This window comes from Martinezella tropici (assembly GCF_003287875.1).
Classification (GTDB): domain Bacteria; phylum Pseudomonadota; class Alphaproteobacteria; order Rhizobiales; family Rhizobiaceae; genus Rhizobium; species Rhizobium tropici_C.
In genome coordinates, this window is record NZ_QMKK01000035.1 from 1 (window position 1) to 25,886 (window position 25,886).

Here is a 25,886-nt window from a genome sequence, read left to right on the forward strand (position 1 = left end):
CGGGTTGTAGGCATCGTACCACTCGCCTTCGGTACGGACACGGCCGCCGATCTTGAGGCAGGTTTCAGTGCCCGGAATGAAGAAGTAACCAGCACCGTAAGCGTCGCAGATGCGGACATATTCCAGCGGCTCCGGCTCTGCAGCAACGATAGCGTCAGCTGCTTGGGCACCGGAAACTGCTGCGAGCGCAGCAGCGGAGCCGAGAAGAAGGCTCTTGATATTCATATTAAACTCCTGGTTGTAATATGCATTTCTAATTTGCCACGAGTGCTGAGCTGGAAACCACCTTGAAGATCGACCCGGTCGAAAACGCGACCGCGCAGCCCGGCAAGTACGCACGTAATGTTGGCTTGAGTCCCCTCGAACCTCCATGATTGTCCCCGCGGCAAAGGTCTTGAAATGCCCCTACCGATCCGGCCGATCGCTCGACCGTAAGACAATTTCTGTCCTGCTTCTGACTTACAAACAGCCCGTATGTTTGTCAATTATGTGAAACCGTGGCGAGCGCCGGTCCAGCGTTAGTCTTGCCGGCTGTTGCTTAAATGCAACTGGGGACGGCAGGGCGAGGTTCGTTTCACCCGAAGAACGCGGGAAGACCGCCAAAGGCGCGAATGCACGACAAGGCTGAGAAACAAAACTCAACAAATCGCCACACACAGAAACGTCGAATTTTCCCATATTCCAGCTATTCGGGCCATAGGAAGGGAAGAATCGCGCATGAATGAGAATCGGCTGATCTTCATAGCGCCCCCCCGTTCGGCGGCCTCGTCACCAGGGATTATATGCAATCCATCTTTTCCCTGATGCAGACCGGCGCGTAGGCCGGCGTGCAACTGACGCTCGCCCTTCTCGGCAATGACGCGCTGATTACCCGCAACGCAGTACGCTGGTGTCGTCCCCTACCGCTTTATCGGCAACACGGCGCCTCATTATTGAGGGAGCGCCATGCCGCGCCTCACGTGTAAACACGCTTAAATTGTGGATTCTCCAATGCGCCAAGCGCTGGCTCGCGGAAAAATGCAGTCATCATTGCAGGGTTGACAGAAGCCAAAGCAAGAGCATAGCCTTCCAGCATTCACCAGGGGGGTCCCGGCAAGGGGCTGAGATACTGCTGAACAATACGGCTTTGCCGATTGTGGGCGCAGTGACCCGTTGAACCTGATCCAGTTCATACTGGCGTAGGGACGGTGCGAGCGCTCGAAGACTTCGGATTCCCGCGTGGATTCCGTGTCGGCGTCTTATCATCATTCCGGCTGATTGACTGGGTCTCCAACCGCAACTTGGAGCCTCAAACCATGACCATTGCCGCAAAGAACCTCACCCCGACGGTCACGACCGGTCCGCTGCCGGCCTCTCGAAAGATCTACGTCCCCGGGGATATCCATACCGACATCCGCGTACCGATGCGTGAGATCAGCGTCCATCCGACATCGGGTGAGCCGCCTGTTATCGTCTACGATTCCTCCGGCCCCTATACCATCGAGGGTGCCGATATCAGCATCGAACAGGGCCTGTCGCAGCTCCGCCGCAGCTGGGTGCTCGCACGCGGCGATGTCGAGGCCTATGAAGGCCGGCATGTGCGTCCCGAAGACAATGGCTTCGTCACCGGCGAACGGCTGACACCGGAATTTCCGGCCAAGCGCCAGCCGCTGCGCGCCAAGGATGGCAAGGCCGTCACCCAGCTTGCCTATGCGCGCGCCGGCATCATCACGCCCGAGATGGAATTCATCGCCATCCGCGAGAATCTCGGCCGCAAGGCGAAAGCCGAGACCCTGATTCGTGACGGCGAGAGCTTCGGCGCCCATATTCCGGATCATGTGACACCCGAATTCGTCCGCCAGGAAGTCGCGGCCGGCCGGGCCATCATCCCGGCCAACATCAATCACCCGGAAAGCGAACCGATGATCATCGGCCGGAACTTCCTGGTGAAGATCAACGCCAATATCGGCAATTCCGCCGTCACCTCCTCCATGGCGGAAGAAGTCGAGAAGATGGTCTGGGCCGCCCGCTGGGGTACCGATACCGTCATGGACCTTTCGACAGGCCGCAACATCCACAATATCCGCGAGTGGATCATCCGCAATTCGCCGCTGCCGATCGGCACCGTCCCGCTCTATCAGGCGCTGGAAAAGGTCGGCGGCATTGCCGAAGAGCTCACCTGGGAGATCTATCGCGACACGCTGATCGAGCAGGCCGAACAGGGCGTCGACTATTTCACCATCCATGCCGGCGTGCGGCTGCATTACATCCCGCTGACAGTCAATCGCGTTACCGGCATCGTTTCACGCGGCGGCTCGATCATGGCCAAGTGGTGTCTCCATCATCACCGCGAGAGCTTCCTTTACGAGCATTTCGAGGAAATCTGCGATATCTGCCGGGCCTATGACGTCTCCTTCTCGCTCGGCGACGGCCTGCGCCCCGGCTCGATCGCCGATGCCAATGATGCCGCGCAGTTTGCCGAGCTCGAAACGCTCGGCGAACTGACGAAGATCGCCTGGGCAAAAGACTGCCAGGTGATGATCGAAGGCCCCGGCCATGTTCCGATGCACAAGATCAAGGAGAACATGGACAAGCAGCTCGCCGTCTGCGGCGAGGCGCCCTTCTACACGCTCGGACCGCTGACGACGGATATCGCGCCGGGCTACGATCACATCACCTCGGGCATCGGCGCTGCCATGATCGGATGGTTCGGGACGGCGATGCTCTGCTATGTCACGCCGAAGGAGCATCTCGGCCTGCCCGACCGCAACGACGTCAAGACAGGCGTCATCACCTATAAGATCGCCGCCCATGCGGCCGACCTCGCCAAGGGACACCCAGCAGCGCAAGTCCGCGACGACGCATTGTCGCGCGCCCGCTTCGAATTCCGCTGGGAGGACCAGTTCAACCTCTCGCTCGATCCAGATACCGCCCGCAGCTTCCATGACGAGACCCTGCCGAAGGAAGCTCACAAGGTTGCGCATTTCTGCTCGATGTGCGGGCCGAAATTCTGCTCCATGCGGATTTCACACGACATCCGCGCCGAGGCGCAGAAGGAAGGACTGGAAGCGATGGCGGCGAAATATCGCGAGGGCGGCGATCTCTATATGCCGGTGGAAACCTCCACCCAGCCGGCCGAGTGACATGCGCATCCTCGTCAAAGGGGCCGGCGTTGCCGGCCTCACCGTCGCCCACGAACTGCATGCCCGCGGTGCCGAGGTGACGGTTGCCGACCCCCATGCGAATTTCCGCCGAGCAGCCTCATGGCTTGCCGGCGGAATGCTGGCGCCATGGTGCGAACGGGAAAGTGCCGATGAGCCCGTGCTGGAGCGCGGACGCGATTCCGCCGATCGTTGGGACGCGATTCTGCCCGGCAAGGTCGTCCGCAACGGGACGCTCGTCGTCGCGCCGAACCGAGATCAAAACGAGCTGAAGCGATTCGCCAGCCGCACGACAGGCTATCGCTGGATCGATGAGCGCGAAATTGCCGCCCTCGAACCCTTCCTTGCCGGTCGCTTCAGGCATGGCCTGTTCTTCCCCCAGGAAGCACATCTCGATCCTCGCGACGTCTTGCAGTCGTTGAAGGGCACTCTTTCGGCGAAGGGTGTGACCTTTGTCGATCGCATCGCGAATGATGCCGGATTTTCCGGCGTCATGGACTGCACGGGCGCTGCAAATGTCGGCGAGAGCAGGGAATTGCGGGGTGTGCGCGGCGAAATGCTCTATCTACAGACGCAGGAGGTCGCCCTTGCGCGGCCCGTCCGGCTGCTGCATCCGCGATTTCCCGTTTATATCGTGCCGCGCGGCGAAGGTCTGTTCATGATCGGCGCGACGATGATCGAGACGGATTTCGAGGGACCGATCACCGCCCGCTCGCTGATGGAACTTTTGAACGCCGCCTATGCGCTGCATCCCGCCTTTGCCGACGCCGCCATCGTCGAAACGGGGGCCGGCATTCGTCCCGCCTTTCCAGACAATCTTCCGCGCGTGACGCGGGAGGGCAAGACCATTCTTATCAACGGCCTTTATCGCCACGGCTTCCTTCTCGCGCCGGCGATGGCGGCAGAGGCCGCGGATCTCCTCTTTTCCGGACACAACAACGACAGGAGCCGCCAATGCGCCTGATCATCAATGGCGAAACACAGATCGTCGAGGCAGCCACGCTTTCGCAGCTTCTCGCCGCGCTCGAATACGAAGGCGAGTGGCTGGCAACCGCCGTCAATGGCGAACTCATCCATCGCGAAGAACGCGACGACCACGCCTTGGCCGACAATGACAGGATCGAGATCCTGACGCCAATGCAGGGAGGCTGACCATGATCGAACTCTACGGAACCCGTATCACATCGCATCTTCTTCTCGGCACGGCGCGCTATCCCTCTCCGGCCGTGCTGGCGGAGGCCGTCAAGCGCTCGGCAACCGAAATCGTCACCGTATCGCTGCGCCGGGAAACGGCAGGCGGCCGCAATGGCGGTGCGTTCTTCGAGATGATTCGTGGACTTGGCGTTCGCATTCTGCCCAATACCGCCGGCTGCCACGGCGTCTCCGAGGCGGTGCTGACAGCGAAGATGGCACGTGAGGTCTTCCGGACCAACTGGATCAAGCTCGAAGTCATCGGCAACCACGACACGCTGCAGCCGGATGTCTTCGCGCTGGTGGAGGCGGCGAGAATCCTTGCCGACGAGGGTTTCGAGGTCTTTCCCTATACGACGGACGACCTCGTCGTCGCCGAACGACTGCTGGAGGCCGGATGCAAGGTGCTGATGCCCTGGTGTGCGCCGATCGGAACGGCGGCCGGTCCTCTCAATCTTTCCGCCCTGCGATCGATGCGAGCACATTTTCCGGAAATACCGTTGATCGTGGATGCCGGCATCGGCAGGCCCTCGCACGCGGCCACCGTCATGGAACTCGGCTTCGATGCCGTGCTGCTCAATACGGCCGTCGCCGGCGCCGGCGATCCGGCCATGATGGCGGAAGCCTTTGCCAAGGCGATCGATGCCGGCAGACAGGCGTTCGCCGCTGGCATGCTCGAGCCGCGCGATATGGCGGTGCCATCGACACCGGTCATCGGAAAGGCGGTTTTCTCATGATACTCGATCCCTTCTATCTGATCGTCGACAGCGCCGCCTGGATAAAGAGGCTGGTGCCGCTCGGCGTCAAACTGGTGCAGCTACGCATCAAGGATCGTATGCCGGCGGAAATCCGCGCCGATATACGCGAATCGAAGGCAATTTGTGCCGCATATGGATGCCAGTTGATCATTAACGACTATTGGCAGCTCGCGATCGAAGAAGGCTGCGATTTCATCCATCTCGGCCAGGAGGATCTTGCCGACGCCGATCTCGCTGCCATTCGCGCCGCCGGATTGAAGCTGGGGCTCTCGACTCACGACGAGGCGGAGCTGGCAACGGCACTGGCTGCCGGGCCCGATTACATCGCGCTTGGACCGATCTATCCGACCATTCTCAAAGCCATGGCCTGGGCGCCGCAGGGTCTTGCGCGTATCGGCCAATGGAAAAGCTGCATCGGCAATCTCCCACTTGTCGCGATCGGCGGATTGACCGTCGAGCGCCTTGCCGGCGTCTTCGGGCATGGCGCCGACAGCGCGGCTGTCGTGACGGATATCACCCGCAATAGCGACCCCGAATCGCGGGCCCTTGAGTGGATAGGAGCGACGCGACGGCTGCCTCCGCACTGAGCTCGTACCGGCACCGCTGTTCTGGCCTCGATTTCCCAATCCTTTGCCCGATGAATGGCACATTCATGATATATTCAGCTGAACATAATCATGCTCGGGACGTTGATTAATTGACTCGCGCATTCGCTGAGCAAGAAGACTGCTTTGGAGGTAGTCATGATAAAGAAGAAGATTCTCACGGTTTTGCTGGCTGCCACGGTCGTCGGCGGTGCGTTGGCGCCGGTCAGCAGCGCACAGGCGCAGTATTACGACGGTCGCCCGCCCTATCGCGGCGACTGGCGTGGCGATGGTGACTGGCGCCGCCACCATCATCACCACAATGGTGGCGCGATCGCAGGCGGCGTCGCCGCAGGTCTCCTCGGCGGCCTGATCGTCGGTGGCGCCCTTGCCAACAGAGGCCCGGTGTACGAAGCGCCTCCGCCGAGGTGCTGGTACGAGGATCGTCAGGTCGACAACGCCTATGACGACGGTTGGCACTACGAACGCGTTCGCGTGTGCAACTAAGCAATCCGCTGAGCATCTGCCTTCTGACGGATGCTTGGCTTGACGGACGATTTTGGGATTGCCGGCGGACGAAACCGCCGGCAAATGTTTTTTGAAGCCTTTCGGACGATCGGATTACAGGCCGTGTGTCCGGGGATAGGCGTTGCGCTCCGGAAAAAACCTGCCGGCAAGGCGTGCAGGCTCGGGACGCCAGATCTCCACCCGCAATGGATAGCAGGGCACCGTATCGCTCGAATGCTCGCTGCCGCAATCGCCGCCCGGGCAGGCCGAAAGCGCGCCGAGAAGATCGATCTCGGCGAAGAACTCGATGAAATCGCCCGGCCGCACCGGACTTGCCTTCATGAAATATTGATAGGTGTCGCGCGTGAAACCGGTGCACATGAAGACATTCAGCACATCGTGGACGTGAAACTCGGCGTCCTGGACGGAAATATTCAGCTCCTTGGCGAGAGCACGCGACAGGTTGGAATGGCAGCAACGGTGATAATCGCCGCCGTTCAGCAGCCGGTTCGTATAGGGATCGCAACGCGTGCCGATGACATCGTGGATACCGGCTCCATCCGCATCAAAACCGTACCAGCCGAGCGTATCGTGCGTGATCGTCGCCATCGGCCGCAGGTAGGGCAGATTGCTCCATAACCTGTCCCCGACGCCGACATGCGTGCCGTGCAGCGCACGGGTCTTGCCGCTGAAGAACCGTTCGGAAAGATCATCGGCATTCCACAGATTGAGATCGCCGACCTGCGAGCCCTCCATGCCGACGATGCGAAAGAAATGCCCCTTCGGCACACGAAAGCTGCCGCCATCGCGCGGCGGCACGATGATGTCCTCTATCTTGGCCATGTCTTGGCGGGCCGCACGCAGCACATCCATGTCGGCCGGCGGCAGCGTCCCGTTCGGATAGACGACGACGGGCGGCTTGCGGCGACGCTCCTCGGCATCCGCGGGAACAGGCGTATCAAAAAGATCGTCCATAGCGACGTTTCATTCCTTACCGATTGAGAGCCGAACCACTGGTTTGCCTGCAATGTAAGGATATAAAGCTTCCGCGCAACGTTGATTGCGCTTGTGCTTTGGCTAAGTTTTACTTAGCCTTGAACGATGCAACATGTCCCGCTTGCCTCCCTTCGCGCCTTCGAGGCAGCCGTCCGTCACGAGAGCTTCGCCAAGGCGGCGAGCGAACTCAATCTCACGGCTGCGGGAGTGAGCCAGCATGTGCGCACAGTGGAGGGATGGCTGGGTGTCAAGCTCTTTACGCGTCATGCCCGCGGCGTGACGGCGACGATGGCGGGCCGCGATTTCGGGACGGCAGTCGCAAATGGTCTCGGACATATCGAGATCGCCGCTCGGCAGCTGCGGCTGAATGGCAATGAGAGGCCAGTCAGCATCGCATGTATTGCTTCCGTCGCCACCCGCTGGCTGATACCGCGATTGCCTGAATTCAGGAAGAAACATCCCGAGATCCATATCAATATCGTCTATGCACTTGATGCGGTGACGCCGGAAGCGGCAAGCGTCGATCTGCTGATACGCCATGGCCCGAAACCCGGTGCAAACGCCATCTCGCTTCTGACTGCGGAAACGAGGCCGACCTGCGCGGCAGAATACGAGCGTCGTCGTGGCCCGATCAGGAAGCCGGCCGATCTTCTCGATCTGGATCTGCTGCACGATGAAACGACAGCAGCCTGGACACGCTGGTTCGCCCTTGAGGGCATCCACCGGCCTCCGAAACCCGGCCCGATCTTTGCCGATTTCAGCCTGATGATCGGTTCCGTCGTCGGGGGACAGGGCGTTGGTCTTTGCCCGACCGCACTCATTGCCGAGGAACTGGCCAATGGGACATTGGTCACCCTGTTCAATACGCCGTCGGACACGGAGAAATCCTACTGGCTGCTCGAGGCCAGCCGACTTTCCGATGAGGCGCGGATCTTTCGCGAATGGCTGATTGCCGCCACCGGCGAAGCCGTTGCGGCGACGGATCTGTAAATAGACCGATTAGACGAATTGCAGGGGTCAGGCCTTTCGCTGTTTGCAGGAAGGCCATTGCGTTCGCGGCGATGGTTACACCCAATTCTCCACCCGGAGGCCGGGCATGCGGACGAACTCCTTGATGTTGTTCGTCACCACGATCAGTCCCTCGCTGCGGGCATGGGCGCCGATCTGCATATCATGCGGACCACAAGGAGTTCCGGCGCCTTCCAGCTCGGCCCGGACCTGTCCATAATGCGCAGCTGCCCTAGCGTCGAAAGGCAGAACTTCCAGCCGCGCCACGAAATGCTCGATGGCAGTCAGGTTTTCCGTGCGCCGGGCTGACTTCTCGGCGCCGTAGTGCAACTCACCAAGTGTTATGCTCGATATGCAAAGCTGTTCTGCTACCGCGTTGAACTTCTCCCGGACGGCGGGCGGATAGGTCTTCATCACATAAATGCAAATATTGGTATCGAGCATATAGGCCAGCATCAAAAGGACTCGCGCTCTTCCGCCACCGGCTGTTCTCGCTCACCCAGGAAATCGTCGCTGGCACGGGGACCATGCAGGAAGAGATCATCCCAGCGCTTGCCCTGCGGGACGATCATACGGCTGCGGCCGATCTTCAGGATATCGACCTGATGCACGTCTTCAGGGAATGCGACAGCTTTGGGCAGGCGCACCGCCTGGCTTCGATTGCTGATGAATACAGTCGAACTCGCCATGTTCCGCCTCCCGATGCTGGGATATGCAACTGGGATATACTTAACTCCGCAAACTTCAAAAATCAAGGTGCCGCCATCCGGACCATTGCTATCGGCAGCCGGCGAAAGAGGATCGGCCGTCAACCGAAGCGGGCCACGAGAAAATCGATGACGCTACGCAGCATGGCCGTCGGACGCCGATCCGGCGCATAGACCAGATGCATCGGTGTCGGCTTGTAAGACCATTGCGGCAGCACCGGCTCAAGCCGGCCGGCATCGAGATCGGCTGCGAGCAGCAATTCCGGCTGCAGCACGATACCGGCTCCATGCAGGGCGGCAACGCGCAGAGCCCCGCCCTGGTTCGTGGTGAACCGGCCCTTTATGGCGATTTCGCGGACTTCTCCCTCCGGGCCGACGAGATGCCAGCGGCCCTGCAGGCGCCAATAGGAATGGCCGAGGCACATATGATTGGCGAGATCCTCGGGGGTTTGCGGCCTGCCGCAACGATCCAGATAATCCGGCGACGCCGCGAGAATGCGCCGGTAGGGCCTCAGCGGGCGAGCGACCAGATTGGTATCCGTTAGCTCGCCGATATGGAAGCCGAGTTCATATCCCTCGCCGATCAGATCATGCGGATTGTTGTCGAGCGCCAGGTCGACACTGACCTCGAGATTCTCACGCAGATAGTCGACAAGCGCCGGCACGAGGCTTTGCGTTCCGAAACTGACAGGCGCGACGAGCCGCAAGCGCCCGCGCGGCACCGATTGCAGTTCGGATGCCGAAGATTCGGCAAGCTCGACTTCCGCCAGCACCGTCTTGCAGCGCTCATAATAGAGCTTGCCGACCTCGGTCAGTTGATGACGACGCGTCGTGCGGTGTAGCAGGCGCGCGCCGAGCCGCTGCTCGATCGTCTTGATATGTTTGGCCACCATGGCTGACGACACCTGGCTGATGTCGGCCGCGGCGGCGAAGCTGCCATGCTCGACCACCCTGACGAACATCGCCATGCCGGCCAATTTATCCACGATTGCATACCTATAAGTTTGGAGTGAAGCAAATGCGGGCGTATTTATCACTCACCGGTCTTGCAAGATAGTCCGTGGTGCTTGAGGTCAAGCGCCATAATCTATCGCCCCAATCCATCAGGAGTCACCATGCCCATCCTTCGCTTGGAAATGCACCCCGGACGCACACAGGACCAGAAACGCGCCTTTGTTCGCGAAGCGACCAGGGTCGCCGTCGAAACGCTCGTCTGCCCGCCGGAATCGGTGGAAATCGTCATCACCGAGATTTCGAAGGAGTCCTGGGCGACGGCGGGCAAACTGAAATCCGATAATTGATCCGATTTCACGATGATGGCCTGGCGATCGTAGCTGACCGTCAGGCCTCGTCCGGTATCAGATTCCGGCGTCCCCAGGCTTCGGCCCAATCCATCAAGCGCACCATCTCCTGCTTGAGAGCGTGGGAACGGATGATGTCGGCTGCATGGTTCGGATTGGTGCGCGGATTGTAGAATGTGCCGATCTCTTCGCCACTCTCTTGCCTTGCCGCCTCCAGGCGGGATTTCACGTCCTCGACCTCGGCCTTGACAGCAAAGTACCGCTTCATGACTTCGACAAGGTCGCGATCGCCGGCATTGATCTCCATGCCCACTCCATCTCAACTATTCTGGCTTACTTATTTTAGCACCTCGCAATGATCCGATTCGGATGGCAAAATCTAGACCATTGTTTAGCCAGCAAGATGAGTTGGCTGATGGGGGGCTCATCCAGCGCGTGAGAACGCGCACGACGGGCAAAGCGGCTTCACGACCAGTTTTCCTTGACCGACTGCATCACCACATTGGTGGATGTGCTGGCCACGAAAGGCAGGCTGGAAATTTTCTCGCCGAGAACGATGCGGTAGCGGCGGATATCCGAGGTCCGCACCTTGAGGAGATAGTCGAAGCGGCCGGCGATCATGTGGCACTCCTCGATTTCCTTGATCTTCTTGACGGCGTTGTTGAAGCTGAGCAAAGCTTCCTCGCGGGTATCGGTCAGCTTCACCTCGGCAAAGGCGACGTGATCGAGGCCGAGCTTGATCGGATTGAGTATGGCCTTGAAGCCATCGATATAGCCGGAATCGATCAGTTTTTTCAGGCGCGCCTGGCAGGGAGTCTTGGAAAGGCCGACCCGCTCTGAAAGCTCCGTGATCGACATACGGCCGTCTTCGACGAGTGCATCGAGGATCTTTTGGTCGAACTGGTCAATTTCACTGGATTTGGTCATTTTTGCAGGCATTCCTATTTGAAATAAGCGCTATTGAAGTTCAATATGACTGGAAAGCCGCGGTTTCAAGGCGGAATGCTTTTCTGGAATGAAGTATGTTCGCGTCGAAGCAACGGGAGGGCTGCGTGGGCGATATCGCCGACGCCCACAAGCCATCGGGACCCTTGCACCTTGAGGTTATCATGACTGTCTCTGCCAAGCTCGCCACTGAAGAACCAGCTCCGGACGCTGCCCCATTTTCGCATTTCGCACCGCCCATTCGTGAGCAGAGCCCGCTTCGCCAGGCGATCACTGCCGCCTACAGGCGCCCCGAGACCGAGTGCCTGCCCTTCCTCGTCGAAGCGGCGACCTTGCCGGACGCGACGCGCGAAGCGGCGAAGAAGACAGCCAGGAAGCTGATCGAAGTGCTGCGCGCCAAACACAAGGGCGACGGCGTCGAGGGATTGGTGCAGGAATATTCCCTCTCCAGCCAGGAAGGCGTCGCACTGATGTGCCTTGCCGAGGCGCTGCTGCGCATTCCCGACACGGCGACGCGCGATGCGCTGATCCGAGACAAGATCGCCGGCGGTGACTGGAGGTCGCATCTGGGCGGCGGCCGTTCGATGTTCGTCAATGCCGCGACTTGGGGCCTCGTCGTCACCGGCAAACTGACCTCCACCGTCAACGAAGGCGGCCTTTCTGCCGCGCTGACAAAGCTGATCGCCCGCGCCGGCGAGCCCGTCATCCGCCGCGGCGTCGACATGGCCATGCGCATGATGGGCGAACAGTTCGTCACCGGCGAGACCATCGATGAAGCATTGAAACGAGCACGTGCGCTCGAAGCGAAGGGCTTCCGCTATTCCTACGACATGCTCGGCGAAGCCGCGACGACCCACGCCGATGCCGAGCGCTATTATCGCGACTATGAAAACGCCATCCATGCGATCGGCAAGGCCTCGGCCGGCCGCGGCATCTATGAAGGCCCCGGCATCTCCATCAAGCTCTCCGCGCTGCACCCGCGCTATTCGCGTTCGCAGGCCGACAGGGTGATGGGCGAGCTTCTACCGAAGGTAAAGGCGCTGGCGCTGCTCGCCAAGCGCTACAATATCGGCCTGAACATCGATGCCGAGGAGGCGGATCGGCTGGAACTCTCGCTCGATCTGCTGGAAGAGCTGTGCCTCGATCCGGATCTTTCCGGCTGGGACGGCATCGGCTTCGTCGTCCAGGCCTATGGCAAGCGCTGCCCGTTCGTCCTCGATTTCATCATCGATCTTGCCCGCCGCTCGGGGCATCGCCTCATGGTCCGCCTCGTCAAGGGCGCCTATTGGGACGCCGAGATCAAGCGCGCGCAGCTGGATGGCCTCGAAGGCTTCCCTGTCTATACCCGCAAGATCTACACAGATGTCTCCTATATTGCCTGCGCCAAAAAGCTGCTGGCCGCGACCGACGTGGTCTTCCCGCAGTTCGCCACCCATAATGCGCAGAGCCTGGCCACAATCTACCATATGGCTGGGGACGATTTTGCGGTCGGCAAATACGAATTCCAGTGCCTGCACGGCATGGGCGAGCCACTCTATGAAGAGGTGGTTGGCGCCGAAAATCTCAATCGCCCCTGCCGGATCTACGCGCCGGTCGGCACCCATGAAACGCTGCTCGCCTATCTTGTCCGCCGCCTGCTCGAAAACGGCGCCAACTCCTCTTTCGTCAACAAGATCGCCGATCCAGCCGTGTCCGTTTCCGAGCTGATTGCCGATCCCGTCGAGATCGTGCGCGCCATGAGCGTAGTCGGCGCGCAGCACGACAAGATCGCTCTCCCGGCCGATCTGTTCGGCGGCGCGCGACGGAATTCCGCCGGCGTCGATCTCTCGAATGAAGCAGCGCTCACCGACCTATCCGCGCAGCTACAAGCCTCGGCAGCCAGAGACTGGACCGCCAAGCCGCTTCTCGCCGATGGCTCCGAACGCGGCGTGGGCCGCGCCGTCCTCAATCCTGCCGACCACGCCGATATTGTTGGCCATGTCACAGAACTGGAGCCGGAGGATGCACCCGACGTCATGCGGTTTGCGGCCGCGGCTACCGAGCGTTGGGCAGCCGTGCACCCTAATGAGCGCGCCGCGATCCTTGAGCGTGCTGCCGATCTCATGCAGAGCGAGATGCCTGTTCTCGTCGGCCTGACCATCCGCGAAGCCGGCAAATCGGCCGCAAACGCGGTCGGCGAAATTAGGGAGGCGATCGATTTCCTTCGCTATTACGCCGCTCAGGCACGCCAAATACTGAAGCCGGAGAGCGTGCCCCTTGGCCCCGTCGTCTGCATCAGCCCATGGAACTTCCCATTGGCGATCTTTACCGGCCAGATCGCGGCCGCTTTGGTCGCGGGCAATCCAGTCGTTGCGAAGCCGGCCGGCAATACACCGCTGATCGCAGCCCAAGGCGTCCGCATCCTACATGAGGCCGGTATTCCGCGCGATGTTCTGCAATTTGTCCCGGGCGGCGGACAAATGGGGGCCGCCCTCGTTGGCGCTCCCGAAACCGCCGGCGTCATGTTCACCGGTTCCACGGAAGTTGCCTGCCTGATCCAGGCGCAGCTGGCCGAGCGGCTTTCCAAATTCGGCAAGCCGATCCCGTTGATCGCCGAAACCGGCGGGCAGAACGGCATGATCGTCGATTCCTCGGCCCTCGCCGAACAGATGGTCGGCGACGTCATCGCCTCGGCCTTCGACAGCGCCGGTCAGCGCTGCTCGGCCCTGCGCGTCCTCTGCCTGCAGGAGGAAGTCGCCGACCGCACGTTGGCCATGCTGCGCGGCGCGCTTCGCGAGCTCTCCGTCGGCAAGACCGACCAGCTCGCCGTCGATATCGGCCCCGTCATCGACGACAACGCCAAGCGTCGCATCGACGAGCATATCGAACGCATGCGCAAGCTTGGCTGCAACGTCGAACAGCTCGACCTTCCCGAAAGCGCTGAGAAGGGCACGTTCGTTGCTCCGACCATTATCGAGCTGAAGAAGCTGAGCGATCTGAAGCGCGAGGTGTTCGGCCCGGTCCTTCACATCATGCGCTATCAGCGTAAGGGGCTGGATAAGCTCATCGCCGCCATCAATGCATCCGGCTACGGCCTGACCTTCGGCCTGCACACCCGGCTTGACGATACGATCGCCCATGTCACGGAGCGCGTCCGCGCCGGCAATCTCTACGTCAACCGCAACATCATCGGCGCTGTCGTCGGCGTCCAGCCTTTTGGCGGCCGCGGCCTCTCAGGCACAGGCCCGAAGGCTGGTGGCCCGATGTATTTGCGCCGTCTGGTAGCTTCCCCGACAGAACCGTTGCGCGATGCCTCCGTGCAGGCTGATCCGGCTGCACAGCAGTTCATCGCCTGGCTCGAAAGCAAGGGCGCTGCGGATGCGGCCAAACAGGCGCGCGCCGTCACCGCCCAGTCGTCGCTCGGCTTCAATACCGAGCTGCAAGGCCCGGTCGGCGAGATGAACCTCTATGCGCTGCATCCGCGAGGGAGAATCCTGCTCGCTCCACAGACAGCACTTGGCCTGCATGTCCAAATCGCCGCAGGCCTTGCAACAGGCAATTCGATCGTCATCGATGCAGCATCCGGCTTGCATAAAGAGCTCGATGGCCTGCCGGCGCAGATCGCAAACCGCATTTCCTGGACGAAAGACTGGACAGCGGATGGACCGTTTGCCGGCGCTCTCATCGAAGGTGATGCAGCACGCGTCCAGCAGGCGATCAAGACGATCTCGGCTATCCCCGGTCCGCTGGTTCTCACACAGGCTGCGTCGAGCGAGGAAATTGCCAAGAACACCGATGCCTATTGCCTCAACTGGCTGCTCGAAGAGGTGACGACATCGATCAACACCGCGGCTGCCGGCGGCAATGCCAGCCTGATGACGATCGGCTAAAGCTGACAGCGATCTAGAACTTACGCGGCGGCCGGACCGACAGTGTCTCAGCCGCCGCTTCGTTTTCATGGCGCACATCTGCAGTGACCTGCAAATTCGCTACGGCCCACATCCAGCTTCCGGACCTCCTTCTCTTCTGTACAGAAATTTTTGAGAAAAGCTTTTCTCATATTGACTCTCGCCTAGAGAAAAGCTTTTCTCATGAAAACTGACTGGGAGAAGACATCTGGAAAATCAGCGTGCGAAAAGCGGACGCGCAACGATTCACGACGTTGCGGCGGCTGCAGGTGTGAGCATTTCAACGGCATCCAAGGCTTTGAACAATACCGGCCGCATGGGCGACGAGACGCGCGAGAGGGTCAAGCGCGCTGCCGCCGACATAGGCTTCCGTCCGAATGCCTTGGCCAGGGGCTTGCTCAGCAATCGCACCTTTACGATCGGTCTTCTGACAAATGATACATACGGTCGCTTCACGCTGCCGGTCATGGCCGGCATCACGGAAGCACTTGTCGATCACGGCGTCTCGGTCTTTCTTTGCACGATCGAGGACGATCCGGCGCTTGGAAAGGTTCATGTGGACGCCATGTTGGATAAGCATGTGGATGGTATCATCGCCTCGGGAAAGCGGATCGACCGCCGCCTGCCTGTCGATCTCTCCAACCTGCCGGTTCCGGTGATCTACGCATTCACCGAAGGCGCACCGGGAAGCGTCACCTTCTGTGCGGATGACTATCAGGGGGCTGCGCTTGCTGTTGAATGGTTGCAGGGGCTCGGCCGACGCCGGATCGCCCATGTGACCGGCCCTGAAAGCTTCGTCTCGGTGCGTGAGCGCGCCAAGGCCTATCGCGACCTCGCCGGAGACCGGCTGCCGGTCATGTACGGAATGTGGTCCGAGGCCTGGGGACACGAGGCCGTCGCGCAGCTCTGGAGCGCGGCCGGAGCAAAGCCGGACGCGATCTTCTGCGGCAACGACCAGATCGCCCGCGCCGTCGTCGATGCGCTGCGCGAGCGCGGCGTGCGGGTGCCGGAGGACGTCTCGGTGGTGGGTTTCGACAATTGGGAGATCGTCGCCGCCCAGACACGGCCGCCGCTGACGACGGTCGACATGAATCTCAAGGCGCTTGGCCGCGAGGCCGGGCTGACGGTTCTCGCGCTTGCGGAAGGGCGCAGCGTCGAACCTGGCATCAGAACTTTGCCCTGCGAGCTTGTCGTGCGGCAATCATGCGGGGGAAGCCCCGATCGTTGATAGAGGAAAAAGGGGCTGACGGGAGTACCCCTATGGGAGGAGAACATGATGAAGCGATTTCTGGCCGCAACCGGCCTCATATCCTTGTGCCTTGCATCCGCCGCATCTGCCGAAAACATCTCCATGTGGGTGCGAAGCGGCATTGGCGATTCCTTCAAAAAGGTCGTGGAGGCCTATAATGCCGGCCATGACGACAAGGTCACGCTGACGGAAGTGCCTTTTGCCGAACTCGTGCAGAAATATGCCACGGCCATTGCCGGCGGCCAGGCGCCCGACGCCCTGTCGATGGACCTCATCTATACGCCGGCCTTCGCTGCGGCCGGCCAGCTGGAGGATCTGACGGACTGGGCCAAGAGCCTGCCCTATTTCAATTCGCTTTCGCCCTCGCATGTGAAGCTCGGCACCTATGACGGCCACATCTATGGCCTGCCGCTCTCCGTCGAGACCTCGGTCTTTGCGTGGAACAAGGATCTCTATAAAAAGGCGGGCCTCGACCCTGAAAAGGCGCCGACCAGCTGGGACGAGATCACGAGCAATGCCGAAAAGATCCGCGCGCTCGGAAGCGATACCTACGGCTTCTACTTCTCTGGCGGCGGCTGCGGCGGGTGCATGATCTTCACCTTTACGCCGCTCGTCTGGGGTGCCGGCGCCGACATTCTCTCGGAAGATGGCAAGAAGGCGACGCTCGACACGCCGCAAATGCGCAAGGCGGTCGACATCTACCGCAATATGGTCAAGAAGGATCTGGTGCCGGCGGGAGCCGCAAGCGACACCGGCGCCAACTTCCTCAGCATCAGCAACGGCAAGATCGGTCAGCAGAGCATCGGCGCCTTCTCGATCGGCACGCTGATCACGCAATATCCCGATATCCATTTCGGCGTGACGCTGATCCCCGGCGTCGACGGCAAGCCGTCCTCCTTTGCCGGCGGCGACAATTTCGTCATCTCCAAAGGCACGAAGAAGCTCGATGCCGTGAAGAAGTTCCTCGAATACACCTATTCGCTCGAGGGACAGAAGATCATGGCGAAATACGGTAGCCTTCCGACACGCGGCGATATCGCCGACCAGGTGCTGCAGGGTCTCGATCCCCGTATGCAGGTCGGCCTGAAGGCGATCGCCGTCGCCAAGACGCCCTATACGCTGCAATTCAATGACCTGATCAACAGCGCCAACGGTCCCTGGGCGGGCTTCACCAACGCAGCCATCTTCGGAAGCGATGTCGATGGTGCATTCTCCAATGCCCAATCGGAAATGCAGTCGATCATCGACAACGCCCAACAATAATCGAGCATGAACACCGGGGAGCTTCGACGCTCCCCGGTTCCCTCCACCGCAATATCGGGAGCATTCCATGGCTGGCCCTGGAGCTATCGCAACCGCACGTCCGCGAAAACGGCGAAAGCGTGCCGGCTGGCACGGGGTTCTGTACATAGCGCCGGCCATGGCGCTCGTTATCGTCTTCTTCGTGCTGCCCGTGGCCTTTACTTTCTGGATGAGCTTCCACAACTGGCCGTTGCTCGGCAATCCGCGATGGATCGGCTTCGGAAACTATGTCCGCATGATCTCCGACATGCGCTTCATGGCGGCCCTGCGCTTTACCGCCTATTACACCGTCGTCGTCACCATCGCGATCTTCGCCGTCGCCTTTCCGCTCGCCTTCTTCGTCGAAAAGCACCGGCCGTTCGTCGGCTTCTACCGAACGATCATCTTCCTTCCCGTCGTCGTCGGGCTTGCGACTGCCTCGCTGCTCTGGGTCTGGCTCGCCAATGTCGACGCCGGCTTCTTCGCACCCGTGGCAATGGCGCTTGGTCTTGTCGACAAGCGGCCGAACCTGCTTGCCGATTTCGATATGGCCTTCGCAACCATCATCGTCATGGTGGTCTGGAAGATCGCCGGCTTCACCATGATCATTCTGCTGACCGGCCTGCAGGCAATCCCCTCGGAACTGACCGAGGCCGCCCGCATCGATGGCGCCAAGCGCTGGCAGCGCTTCCGGCATCTGACCCTGCCGCTGATGCGCCGCACGATCGCGCTCGCCCTCATCATCTCCATCACCGGTTCGGTGCTCGCCTTCGACCAGTTCTACATCATGACATCAGGCGGCCCGCAGAACCGGATGATCTCGGTCGTCTACTATATCTTCAACCAGTCCTTCGTGTCCTTCAACCTCGGCTATGGCGCAGCGCTCTCGATCGCGCTTCTCGTCATTCTGGTGCTGATCAGCATCGTCCAGCTCTGGCTGCTGCGCGTCGGGGAGGATAAGCCATGACCCAAACCATAACTACCGCAAAGGAACGCCGCGCAAGGCGCAAGCTCTTGGATGGCATCGGCTATCACGGCATCGGCGTCGTCATCGTCATCTTCTTCTTCGCGCCGTTCGCCATCGCACTACTGTCGTCATTCCGGCATGGAACTGAAGCCAGCCTTCCGCCCTTGCCGCCATGGCCGACGACCGGCTTCAGTTTCGATGCCTATCGCTCGCTCGATGGCTTCGGCGCCGGCGTCATCCAGCATACGTTGAATTCGCTCTTCGTCTCGGTCGCAACCGTGCTTCTGACCGTCATCGTCAGCCTGCTCGCCGGCTACGGCTTCTCGCGCTATCATTTCCCCTTCAAGGGCGCGCTCTTCATCCTGATCATCGCGACGCTGATGATCCCCTTCCAGTCGATCCTGACGCCGCTCTTCATCATCCTGGCAAGGCTCGGCCTCAACAATTCACTGATCGGGCTGACGCTCGTCTATGTGACGCTGCAGCTTCCCTTCTCTGTCTTCATGATGCGCAACGCCTTCGACGCGGTGCCGAAGGAAATCGAGGAGGCGGCGCGCATCGACGGCGCACGCGATTTGAAACTTCTCTTTCGCGTCCTCTTCCCCTTGGTGCTGCCGGGTGTCGCGACCGTTGCGATCTTCGCCTTCCTCAATGCCTGGAACGAGTTCCTGGCCGCGTTGGTGCTCTTGTCGAGCAATGAGAAATTCACCCTGCCGGTGCTGATGATCGCCGTCAGGACCGGGCGTCTCGGTGCCGTTAACTGGGGTGCGGTCCAGGCCGGCATCGCCGTCATGACCATCCCCTGCGTCATCGTCTTTCTGCTTCTGCAACGCTACTACATGCGCGGGCTGATGGCCGGCGCGGTGAAATAACCCTTTCAACAACGGATCAAAGCCATGTCTGACAAGCAAAGCCGCCAGTTTCGCCCCCTGCCCGTTCCGAATGTCGAGCTTGCTGGCCTTTTCGGCGCTCGCCAGGATGCCATCTGCAATTCCACCGCAGCAACCCTGCTCGACCGCTGCGTCGAGGCTGGCATGATCCAGGCGATCGACGTCAGTCAGCCAAGCCCCGGTATCGTCATTCCCTTGCAGACGTGGTCGGGCTCGACGCAGATGTTCTGGGACAGCGATCTCGGAAAATCGATCGAAACCATCGCCTATTCGCTCTATCGCCGCCCCAATGCCGAACTGGAGGCGCGTGCCGATGCCATTATCGACATGTATGAAAAGCTGCAGCAGGAAGATGGCTACCTGAACGCCTGGTTCCAGCGCGTTCAGCCCGGCCGTCGCTGGACCAACCTGCGCGATCATCACGAACTTTATTGCGCCGGCCATCTGATCGAGGCGGCCGTCGCCTATTATCAGGCAACGGGCAAGCGCAAGCTGCTCGATATCATGAGCCGTTTTGCCGATTACATGATTACCGTTTTCGGCCAAGGCGAAGGTCAGCTGCGCGGCTATTGCGGCCATGAAGAGGTGGAACTCGCGCTCGTCAAGCTCGGCCGCGTCACTGGTGAGACGAAATATCTCGATCTCGCCAAATATTTCATCGACGAGCGTGGCCAGGAACCGCATTTCTTCACCGAGGAAGCGCTTCGCGACGGCCGCGACCCGAAGAATTTCGTACAAAAGACGTATGAATACAGTCAGTCGCATCTGCCGGTGCGCGAGCAGACCAAGGTCGTCGGCCATGCGGTGCGCGCCATGTATCTCTATTCGGGTATGGCCGATATCGCCACGGAATATAACGACGATACGCTGACAGCAGCGCTCGAGACGCTCTGGGACGACCTGACGACGAAACAGATGTATGTAACCGGCGGCATCGGACCGGCTGCCTCGAACGAGGGCTTTACCGACTATTACGATCTGCCGAACGAGAGCGCCTATGCCGAGACCTGCGCCTCCGTCGGGCTGGTCTTCTGGGCCAACCGCATGCTCGGCCGCGGACCGAACCGCCGTTATGCCGACATCATGGAAGTGGCGCTCTATAACGGTGCAATGGCCGGGCTATCGCAGGACGGCAAGACCTTCTTCTACGAAAATCCGCTGGAGAGCGCCGGCAAGCATCACCGCTGGACCTGGCACCATTGCCCGTGCTGCCCGCCCAATATCGCACGCCTGCTCGCCTCCGTCGGCTCCTATATGTATGCCGCGGCCGACAATGAGATTGCTGTCCATCTCTACGGCGAGAGCAAAGCGCGCGTCCCTCTCGCTGCCGGCGTGACCGTGCAGCTTTCCCAGACGACGCGCTATCCATGGGACGGCGCCATTCGCTTCGAGGTCAATCCAGATAGCGCAGCCAAATTTGCGCTGTCACTGCGTATCCCCGAATGGGCCGAGGGCGCGACGCTCGCAATCAATGGTGCGCCGGTCGATCTGACAGCGATCACCGTCGACGGCTATGCCCGCATCGAGCGGGAATGGCAGGCGGGCGACAGCGTCGACCTCACCCTTCCGCTCATCCCGCGCACGCTGTTTGCCAATCCAAAAGTTCGCCAGGATGCCGGACGCGCGGCCCTGATGCGGGGTCCGCTCGTCTATTGCGTCGAAACCACCGACAATGGTCACGACCTCAGCGGCATTTCGCTTTCTAGCGATCCCGCCTCCGCCAAGACAACGGAAATTGCCGCATTGGAGGGCGCAGTGGCGCTCGATGTTTCGGTCACGCGAGATGAGGCGGACTGGGGCTCAGATCTCTATCGGACGACACCCCCGAAAAGGGCTGCCTCCACCGCGCGTTTCGTGCCCTATCATCTCTGGGATAATCGCGATCCGGGCGAGATGCTGGTCTGGATCCGCGCCGATCAGCTGCAGCGTGGAGCCTGACATGACGAAGAACGGCATGCGCCTGACCGGCGTCCGCAAGAGTTTCGGCGGGCTGGAGGTCATTCATGGCATCGATCTCGACATACCGGAAGGCGCTTTCGTCGTCTTCGTCGGCCCCTCCGGCTGTGGCAAATCCACGCTGCTGCGCATGATTGCCGGGCTGGAGGAAGTGACCGACGGCGAGGTCGCCATCAAGGGCCGAGATGTCACCGATCTCGATCCGTCCGAGCGCGGCATCGCCATGGTCTTCCAGTCCTATGCGCTCTACCCGCATATGAGCGTTCGCGACAATCTCGGTTTCGGGCTGAAAATGGCCCGGACCGATGCATCCGAAATCGAAAGACGCGTGCGCTCCGCCGCCGCGATCCTCAAGATCGACCATCTATTGGACCGCCGCCCGGGACAGCTTTCCGGCGGCCAGCGTCAGCGCGTCGCCATCGGACGCGCCATCGTTCGCGAACCGGATGTCTTTCTCTTCGACGAGCCGCTCTCCAACCTCGACGCGGAACTGCGCGTCTCCATGCGCATCGAAATTGCCCGGCTGCATCGCGAACTCGGCAACACCATGATCTATGTCACCCATGACCAGACCGAGGCCATGACGCTTGCCGACAGGATCGTCGTGCTGAGGGACGGCCGGATCGAGCAAGTGGGCAGTCCTCGCGAGGTCTATGAAGATCCGGTCAACAGTTTCGTCGCCGGCTTCATCGGCTCGCCAAGGATGAACATGATCGAAGCAACGTGGTCCGGCGACGGGACAGCGACGGTCGGAAACGGCAGCATGAAGGTCGACCTTTCACAGACTAAGCCCTCAGCGGGCGAAAAGATCCTGCTTGGCATGCGCCCCGAACATTTCGTCGTCGCGCCAAATGCGGCCGACGCCTTGCGGGTAACAGTCGACGTCACCGAATATCTGGGCGGCACCCGCTATCTCTACTGTCAGACAGAGGACGGCCAGGCGATCATCGCCGAATATCGCGACGGACCGGAGATCGAGCGCGGCGATATGCTCCATCTGCATTGCCCGCCCGAACGTCGACGCTATTTCGACAAGCAGGGAGGACGGCTGCGGTAGAATCTCGTCTGTTTAATCCGCCAACTCATCGGGCTGCCATTGAGACAGCCGCTGATGGTTGAATGTCTGTGAGAGGTTCAAGCCGCCTTGCTGACCCGCACCGGAACGGACTTATACGACGGCGTGCCGCTTTCCTTGTCCTGGTAGTCGATCGGGATCAGGCAATTCGCCTCCGGGTAATAGGCAGCGACGGAGCCCTCGGAAATATCGTAGGAAATCGCCGTCAGCTTCAAGAGCCGCTTGCCGCCTGAGGGAAGCGCGGTCTCGATCTCGACGAGATCACCGTGTTCCAGCCCTTTCGCCTTCAAATCCCTATCGTTCATGAACAGAACGTCGCGGCGGCCGAAGACGCCGCGATAGCGGTCGTCGAGGCCATAGATCGTCGTATTGTACTGGTCGTGGCTGCGGATCGTTGCCAGCTTGAGGATAGTCCCGTCCGAGAGCGAAATATCTTCGTTGAGGCCGGAAAACAGCTTGAATTCCGCCTTGCCGGAAGGCGTCTTCCAGACCCGCTCGGCCGGCCCGATCGGCAGGCGAAAGCCACCCGGCACGCGGATGCGCTCGTTATAATCGGCGAAATCCGGATAGACCACTTCGATCTTGTCGCGGATCAGATCGTAGTCGGCGATGAGCTCCATCCAGGCGACCTTGCTGTTCGGCAGGGTCGCCTGCGCTATTCCGGCGACGATCGCGGGTTCCGAGCGCAGCTGGTCGGAGGCCGGCTTCAGCCGGCCGCGCGAGGCATGCACCATCGACATCGAATCCTCGATCGTCACCGATTGAGCGCCGGTCGCCTGAACGTCCTGCTCGGTGCGGCCAAGCACGGGGAACAGGAAGGACTCCTTGCCAATAAGCAGATTGGAACGATTGAGCTTGGTGTTCATATGAACGGCAAGATCGAGCTTGCGCATAGCCTCGGCACACAAGTCCGGATCGGGAAGCGCAATCGAGAAATTGCCGCCGAGGCAGATGAGCACCTTGGAGCGCCCCTCCGCCATTGCCTGCATGGCGGCAACGGCATCGTGACCATGGTGAGCCGGCGCGGTGAAACCGAATGCCCGTTCGATGCCTTCGATCAGCGCAGGAATGGGCTTCTCCGTAATCCCGACGGTACGATTGCCCTGCACGTTGGAATGGCCGCGCAGCGGGCAGATGCCGGCACCAGGCCTGCCGAAATTGCCGCGCAGCAGCAAGAGATTGGCGATCTGCTGGACATTCGCCGTTCCCTTGGCATGTTGCGTGATGCCCATGCCATAAGCAACGATCGTTGCCTTCGACTTGGCATAGATCTCTGCTACCCGTTCCAGATCGGCGCGGGCAAGGCCCGAAACCCGCTCGATATCGGCCCACTCTGTCTGGCTGATATCGGCAACAAGGGCGTCGAAGCCCGCGGTGTGTTCGGCAATGAAGGCGTGATCGAGAACGTCAGGAGAGGTTTCGGCCAGCGCCAGGACCGCTTTCATGATGCCCTTGAGCGCGGCGGCATCGCCGCCGATCTTCACCTGATAATAGGACGAGGCGATCCGGGTCGAGCTGAAGGTTCCCATCTCGATCGGATCCTGCGGATCGGCAAAACGCTCCAGCGCCCGCTCCTTCAAAGGGTTGAAGACGATGATCGGCACGCCTCGCCGCGAGCATTCGTGCAGCGTGCCCATCATGCGCGGATGGTTGGTGCCGGGATTGTGCCCCATGGAGATGATCAGATCGCATTCGTCGAAGTCATCGAGCGATACGGTGCCCTTGCCGATGCCGATCGATTGCGGCAGGCCGACGCTGGTCGCCTCGTGGCACATGTTCGAGCAATCGGGGAAATTGTTGGTGCCGTATTCGCGCGCGAAGATCTGGAAGAGGAAGGCCGCCTCGTTGGAAGCGCGGCCGGATGTATAGAATTCGACCATGTCCGGATCGGGCTGGCTGCGCATGACTTCGCCGATGCGGGCAAAAGCATCTTCCCAGGCAATCGGCCGGTAGGTGTCGGATGCCCGATCATAGACCATCGGATGGGTCAATCGGCCGGCATTCTCGAGCTCGTAGTCGCTCCAGGTCAGAAGTTCGCTGACCGTGTGTTCGGCGAAGAATTCCGGCGTTACACGCTTGTTCGTCGTTTCCCAGGTAACGGCCTTGGCACCGTTTTCACAGAATTGGAAGGTGGAGGTGTGCTCTTTGTCGGGCCATGCGCACCCCGGGCAATCGAAGCCTGTGGGCTTGTTGGTGCGCAGGAGAAGGCCCGGCGCCTCGGTGATGTCCATCTGCTGGCGCACCGCCTTGGCCGTGGCCTTCAATGCACCCCAACCGCCGGCAGGGCTGTTGTAGGGACGAATACCCGGGACTTCACGCTTCTGCGCCATCATACGCTCCTTCGGCTACCCAAACGGCTTCCTCCCAAAGGTCGGGCCTACAAGAAATAAGCTTGCGACATCAGGGAGTAAAGCACAATCAAGCGGTGATGGATCGAACAATCGCCACCGGCGATGAACCCATGCAAAGCGCTAGTTCCTGAAGACCAGGCAGGAGCCGCCTTGCTGCCGGATCTGAGTGCATACGGCATCCGCTTCTTCCCGTGTTTGCCGCCCTATGCGCGCCGCATAGCGGACTCGGCGGCCGAAATCGGCATTGCGCTGACGTACGATCAAGGGCTTTTCGGCATTCAGCGGAGACGGCAACTTGCGGATATTCGCGGTAAATAGGCGCCGCGCGGCATCCAGCTGAAAATGCTCGGCCAATTGCGCGCCCCATGGCGCCCAGGGCCGCTCCTGCTCAAAAGGCGTCGGTTTCAGGCGCCGGCTCTGAGCAAGCGCGACGCAGGAATCGACGAACGGCTTGCTCTTATCCAGCACCGGGGCTGCGATATCGGGCGGATCGTCGCGCCATTCTTCGACACTGTGAGCAGTGATCGCGCTCACATAGTTACGCGTCTCATAGGGAAGCCCGCCGGCATTGAGGAAATTGGCAAGACCGCCCTCACCGGCATTATACGCAGCAGCAGCAAGACCGAGATTGCCGAAACGGTCGCGCAACTCATCAAGATAGGTCGCTGCCTTGCCGAGCGCTTCAAGCGCATCATAGCTGTCGCGAACGCCGCGCAGCTTCGCCGTTCCCGGCATGAATTGCGCGATGCCTCGCGCCCCCTTGGGGCTGATGGCATCGGAGCGAAACAGGCTTTCGCGCCAGACGAGCCGTGCGAGATAATCCGGCGGCAGATGGTTGGTATGAGCGAAATATTCGATGGCCGTGCACAGATCGCGATTGTAGCTGTCCTTGCGCAGGCACAGCGTTTCGCCCGTCTTCGTCGTCATCGGTCCGGAAATGCAGACGGGAGGCGCAACTCGCCATTCCGGCTGAGCGATTGCGGGGCTGTAAGCAAGGGCACTAATGGCAAATGCGACCGCAAAAGCCACGATGATGCCGACGAAGCCTGCCCGATACTGCCTGCCTGCCATATAAGCGATATCCGTCCGAGAC

At 60.7% G+C, this 25,886-nt stretch carries 24 protein-coding genes and 1 riboswitch; of the genes, 15 read left to right on the plus strand and 9 right to left on the minus strand.

From position 1 onward, the window contains the following. The coding region (locus DQ393_RS13335; protein ID WP_181592346.1) for a porin at window positions 1-225 on the minus strand (225 nt) is incomplete at its 3' end. Window positions 226-1,070: 845 nt separating this feature from the next. After that, window positions 1,071-1,203, plus strand: a riboswitch (TPP riboswitch). Window positions 1,204-1,295: 92 nt separating this feature from the next. Between DQ393_RS13335 and thiC the strand changes: the two genes are divergently transcribed. The 6 genes from thiC to DQ393_RS13365 all read left to right on the plus strand — a co-directional run bounded on the left by thiC (window position 1,296) and on the right by DQ393_RS13365 (window position 6,180). Continuing rightward, on the plus strand, window positions 1,296-3,122 hold the full coding sequence (gene thiC, locus DQ393_RS13340; protein ID WP_112342489.1) for a phosphomethylpyrimidine synthase ThiC: 1,827 nt from the start codon (window positions 1,296-1,298) through the stop codon (window positions 3,120-3,122). Between the two features lies 1 nt (window position 3,123). Beyond that, window positions 3,124-4,104, plus strand: coding sequence for a glycine oxidase ThiO (gene thiO, locus DQ393_RS13345; protein ID WP_112342255.1), 981 nt, complete (start codon window positions 3,124-3,126; stop codon window positions 4,102-4,104). Beyond that, window positions 4,095-4,292 (plus strand): sulfur carrier protein ThiS, encoded by a 198-nt coding sequence (gene thiS / locus DQ393_RS13350; protein WP_112342256.1) that lies wholly within the window; start codon window positions 4,095-4,097, stop codon window positions 4,290-4,292. The genes thiO and thiS overlap by 10 nt, the downstream gene beginning before the upstream one ends. Window positions 4,293-4,294: 2 nt before the next feature. Beyond that, window positions 4,295-5,068 (plus strand): thiazole synthase, encoded by a 774-nt coding sequence (locus tag DQ393_RS13355; RefSeq protein WP_112342257.1) that lies wholly within the window; start codon window positions 4,295-4,297, stop codon window positions 5,066-5,068. Beyond that, window positions 5,065-5,676 carry a thiamine phosphate synthase gene (locus tag DQ393_RS13360; RefSeq protein WP_112342258.1) on the plus strand — a complete coding sequence of 204 codons (612 nt, stop codon included), beginning with the start codon at window positions 5,065-5,067 and terminating at the stop codon, window positions 5,674-5,676. Before DQ393_RS13355 ends, DQ393_RS13360 begins: the two co-directional genes overlap by 4 nt. 156 nt (window positions 5,677-5,832) lie before the next feature. Next, the gene (locus DQ393_RS13365; protein ID WP_112342259.1) at window positions 5,833-6,180 is read left to right on the plus strand and encodes a hypothetical protein; all 348 of its coding nucleotides are present in this window, start codon (window positions 5,833-5,835) and stop codon (window positions 6,178-6,180) included. A gap of 114 nt (window positions 6,181-6,294) precedes the next feature. Here the strand turns inward: DQ393_RS13365 and DQ393_RS13370 are convergent, their stop codons facing one another. After that, entirely contained in the window at window positions 6,295-7,155 is an 861-nt protein-coding gene (locus DQ393_RS13370; protein WP_112342260.1) for an urea carboxylase-associated family protein, read from the minus strand. Between the two features lie 126 nt (window positions 7,156-7,281). Here DQ393_RS13370 and DQ393_RS13375 point away from each other — a divergent pair, with 126 nt between their 5' ends. After that, window positions 7,282-8,166 (plus strand): LysR substrate-binding domain-containing protein, encoded by an 885-nt coding sequence (locus tag DQ393_RS13375; protein WP_112342261.1) that lies wholly within the window; start codon window positions 7,282-7,284, stop codon window positions 8,164-8,166. A 75-nt stretch (window positions 8,167-8,241) separates the two neighbouring features. On the opposite strand, the gene vapC is transcribed toward DQ393_RS13375, so the two are convergent. From vapC to DQ393_RS13390, 3 genes are all read right to left on the minus strand, one after another. Beyond that, window positions 8,242-8,640, minus strand: a complete 399-nt coding sequence (gene vapC, locus DQ393_RS13380) for a type II toxin-antitoxin system tRNA(fMet)-specific endonuclease VapC (protein ID WP_112342262.1) — start codon at window positions 8,638-8,640, stop codon at window positions 8,242-8,244. Beyond that, complete coding sequence (gene vapB / locus DQ393_RS13385; RefSeq protein WP_112342263.1) at window positions 8,640-8,873, minus strand: type II toxin-antitoxin system VapB family antitoxin; 234 nt, start codon at window positions 8,871-8,873, stop codon at window positions 8,640-8,642. Before vapB ends, vapC begins: the two co-directional genes overlap by 1 nt. A 119-nt stretch (window positions 8,874-8,992) precedes the next feature. Further along, on the minus strand, window positions 8,993-9,877 hold the full coding sequence (locus DQ393_RS13390; protein WP_112342264.1) for a LysR family transcriptional regulator: 885 nt from the start codon (window positions 9,875-9,877) through the stop codon (window positions 8,993-8,995). Window positions 9,878-10,006: 129 nt separating this feature from the next. Between DQ393_RS13390 and DQ393_RS13395 the strand changes: the two genes are divergently transcribed. Continuing rightward, window positions 10,007-10,192: a 4-oxalocrotonate tautomerase gene (locus DQ393_RS13395; RefSeq protein ID WP_112342265.1), complete on the plus strand. Its 186-nt coding sequence runs from the start codon at window positions 10,007-10,009 to the stop codon at window positions 10,190-10,192. Window positions 10,193-10,232: 40 nt separating this feature from the next. Here the strand turns inward: DQ393_RS13395 and DQ393_RS13400 are convergent, their stop codons facing one another. Next, window positions 10,233-10,499 carry a hypothetical protein gene (locus tag DQ393_RS13400; RefSeq protein WP_112342266.1) on the minus strand — a complete coding sequence of 89 codons (267 nt, stop codon included), beginning with the start codon at window positions 10,497-10,499 and terminating at the stop codon, window positions 10,233-10,235. A 158-nt stretch (window positions 10,500-10,657) separates the two neighbouring features. Continuing rightward, window positions 10,658-11,119 (minus strand): Lrp/AsnC family transcriptional regulator, encoded by a 462-nt coding sequence (locus DQ393_RS13405; protein ID WP_112342267.1) that lies wholly within the window; start codon window positions 11,117-11,119, stop codon window positions 10,658-10,660. Between the two features lie 182 nt (window positions 11,120-11,301). On the opposite strand from DQ393_RS13405, the gene putA reads away from it, so the two are divergent. The 7 genes from putA (at window position 11,302) to DQ393_RS13440 (ending at window position 22,424) form a co-directional block, all read left to right on the plus strand. Beyond that, window positions 11,302-15,006 (plus strand): trifunctional transcriptional regulator/proline dehydrogenase/L-glutamate gamma-semialdehyde dehydrogenase, encoded by a 3,705-nt coding sequence (gene putA / locus DQ393_RS13410; RefSeq protein ID WP_112342490.1) that lies wholly within the window; start codon window positions 11,302-11,304, stop codon window positions 15,004-15,006. 289 nt (window positions 15,007-15,295) lie between these two features. Next, entirely contained in the window at window positions 15,296-16,252 is a 957-nt protein-coding gene (locus DQ393_RS13415; RefSeq protein ID WP_245430348.1) for a LacI family DNA-binding transcriptional regulator, read from the plus strand. A gap of 45 nt (window positions 16,253-16,297) precedes the next feature. After that, window positions 16,298-17,536 (plus strand): ABC transporter substrate-binding protein, encoded by a 1,239-nt coding sequence (locus DQ393_RS13420; protein ID WP_112342269.1) that lies wholly within the window; start codon window positions 16,298-16,300, stop codon window positions 17,534-17,536. Window positions 17,537-17,603: 67 nt separating this feature from the next. After that, complete coding sequence (locus tag DQ393_RS13425) at window positions 17,604-18,521, plus strand: carbohydrate ABC transporter permease (RefSeq protein WP_112342270.1); 918 nt, start codon at window positions 17,604-17,606, stop codon at window positions 18,519-18,521. Beyond that, on the plus strand, window positions 18,518-19,393 hold the full coding sequence (locus tag DQ393_RS13430) for a carbohydrate ABC transporter permease (protein WP_210260455.1): 876 nt from the start codon (window positions 18,518-18,520) through the stop codon (window positions 19,391-19,393). The genes DQ393_RS13425 and DQ393_RS13430 overlap by 4 nt, the downstream gene beginning before the upstream one ends. A gap of 24 nt (window positions 19,394-19,417) precedes the next feature. After that, on the plus strand, window positions 19,418-21,349 hold the full coding sequence (locus tag DQ393_RS13435) for a glycoside hydrolase family 127 protein (RefSeq protein WP_112342271.1): 1,932 nt from the start codon (window positions 19,418-19,420) through the stop codon (window positions 21,347-21,349). 1 nt (window position 21,350) lies between these two features. Next, window positions 21,351-22,424: an ABC transporter ATP-binding protein gene (locus tag DQ393_RS13440; RefSeq protein ID WP_112342272.1), complete on the plus strand. Its 1,074-nt coding sequence runs from the start codon at window positions 21,351-21,353 to the stop codon at window positions 22,422-22,424. 77 nt (window positions 22,425-22,501) lie between these two features. Here DQ393_RS13440 and DQ393_RS13445 read toward each other — a convergent pair whose 3' ends face one another. Next, complete coding sequence (locus DQ393_RS13445; RefSeq protein ID WP_112342273.1) at window positions 22,502-24,772, minus strand: FdhF/YdeP family oxidoreductase; 2,271 nt, start codon at window positions 24,770-24,772, stop codon at window positions 22,502-22,504. A 141-nt stretch (window positions 24,773-24,913) separates the two neighbouring features. Then, window positions 24,914-25,864, minus strand: a complete 951-nt coding sequence (locus DQ393_RS13450; protein ID WP_112342274.1) for a lytic transglycosylase domain-containing protein — start codon at window positions 25,862-25,864, stop codon at window positions 24,914-24,916. Window positions 25,865-25,886: the final 22 nt, after the last annotated feature.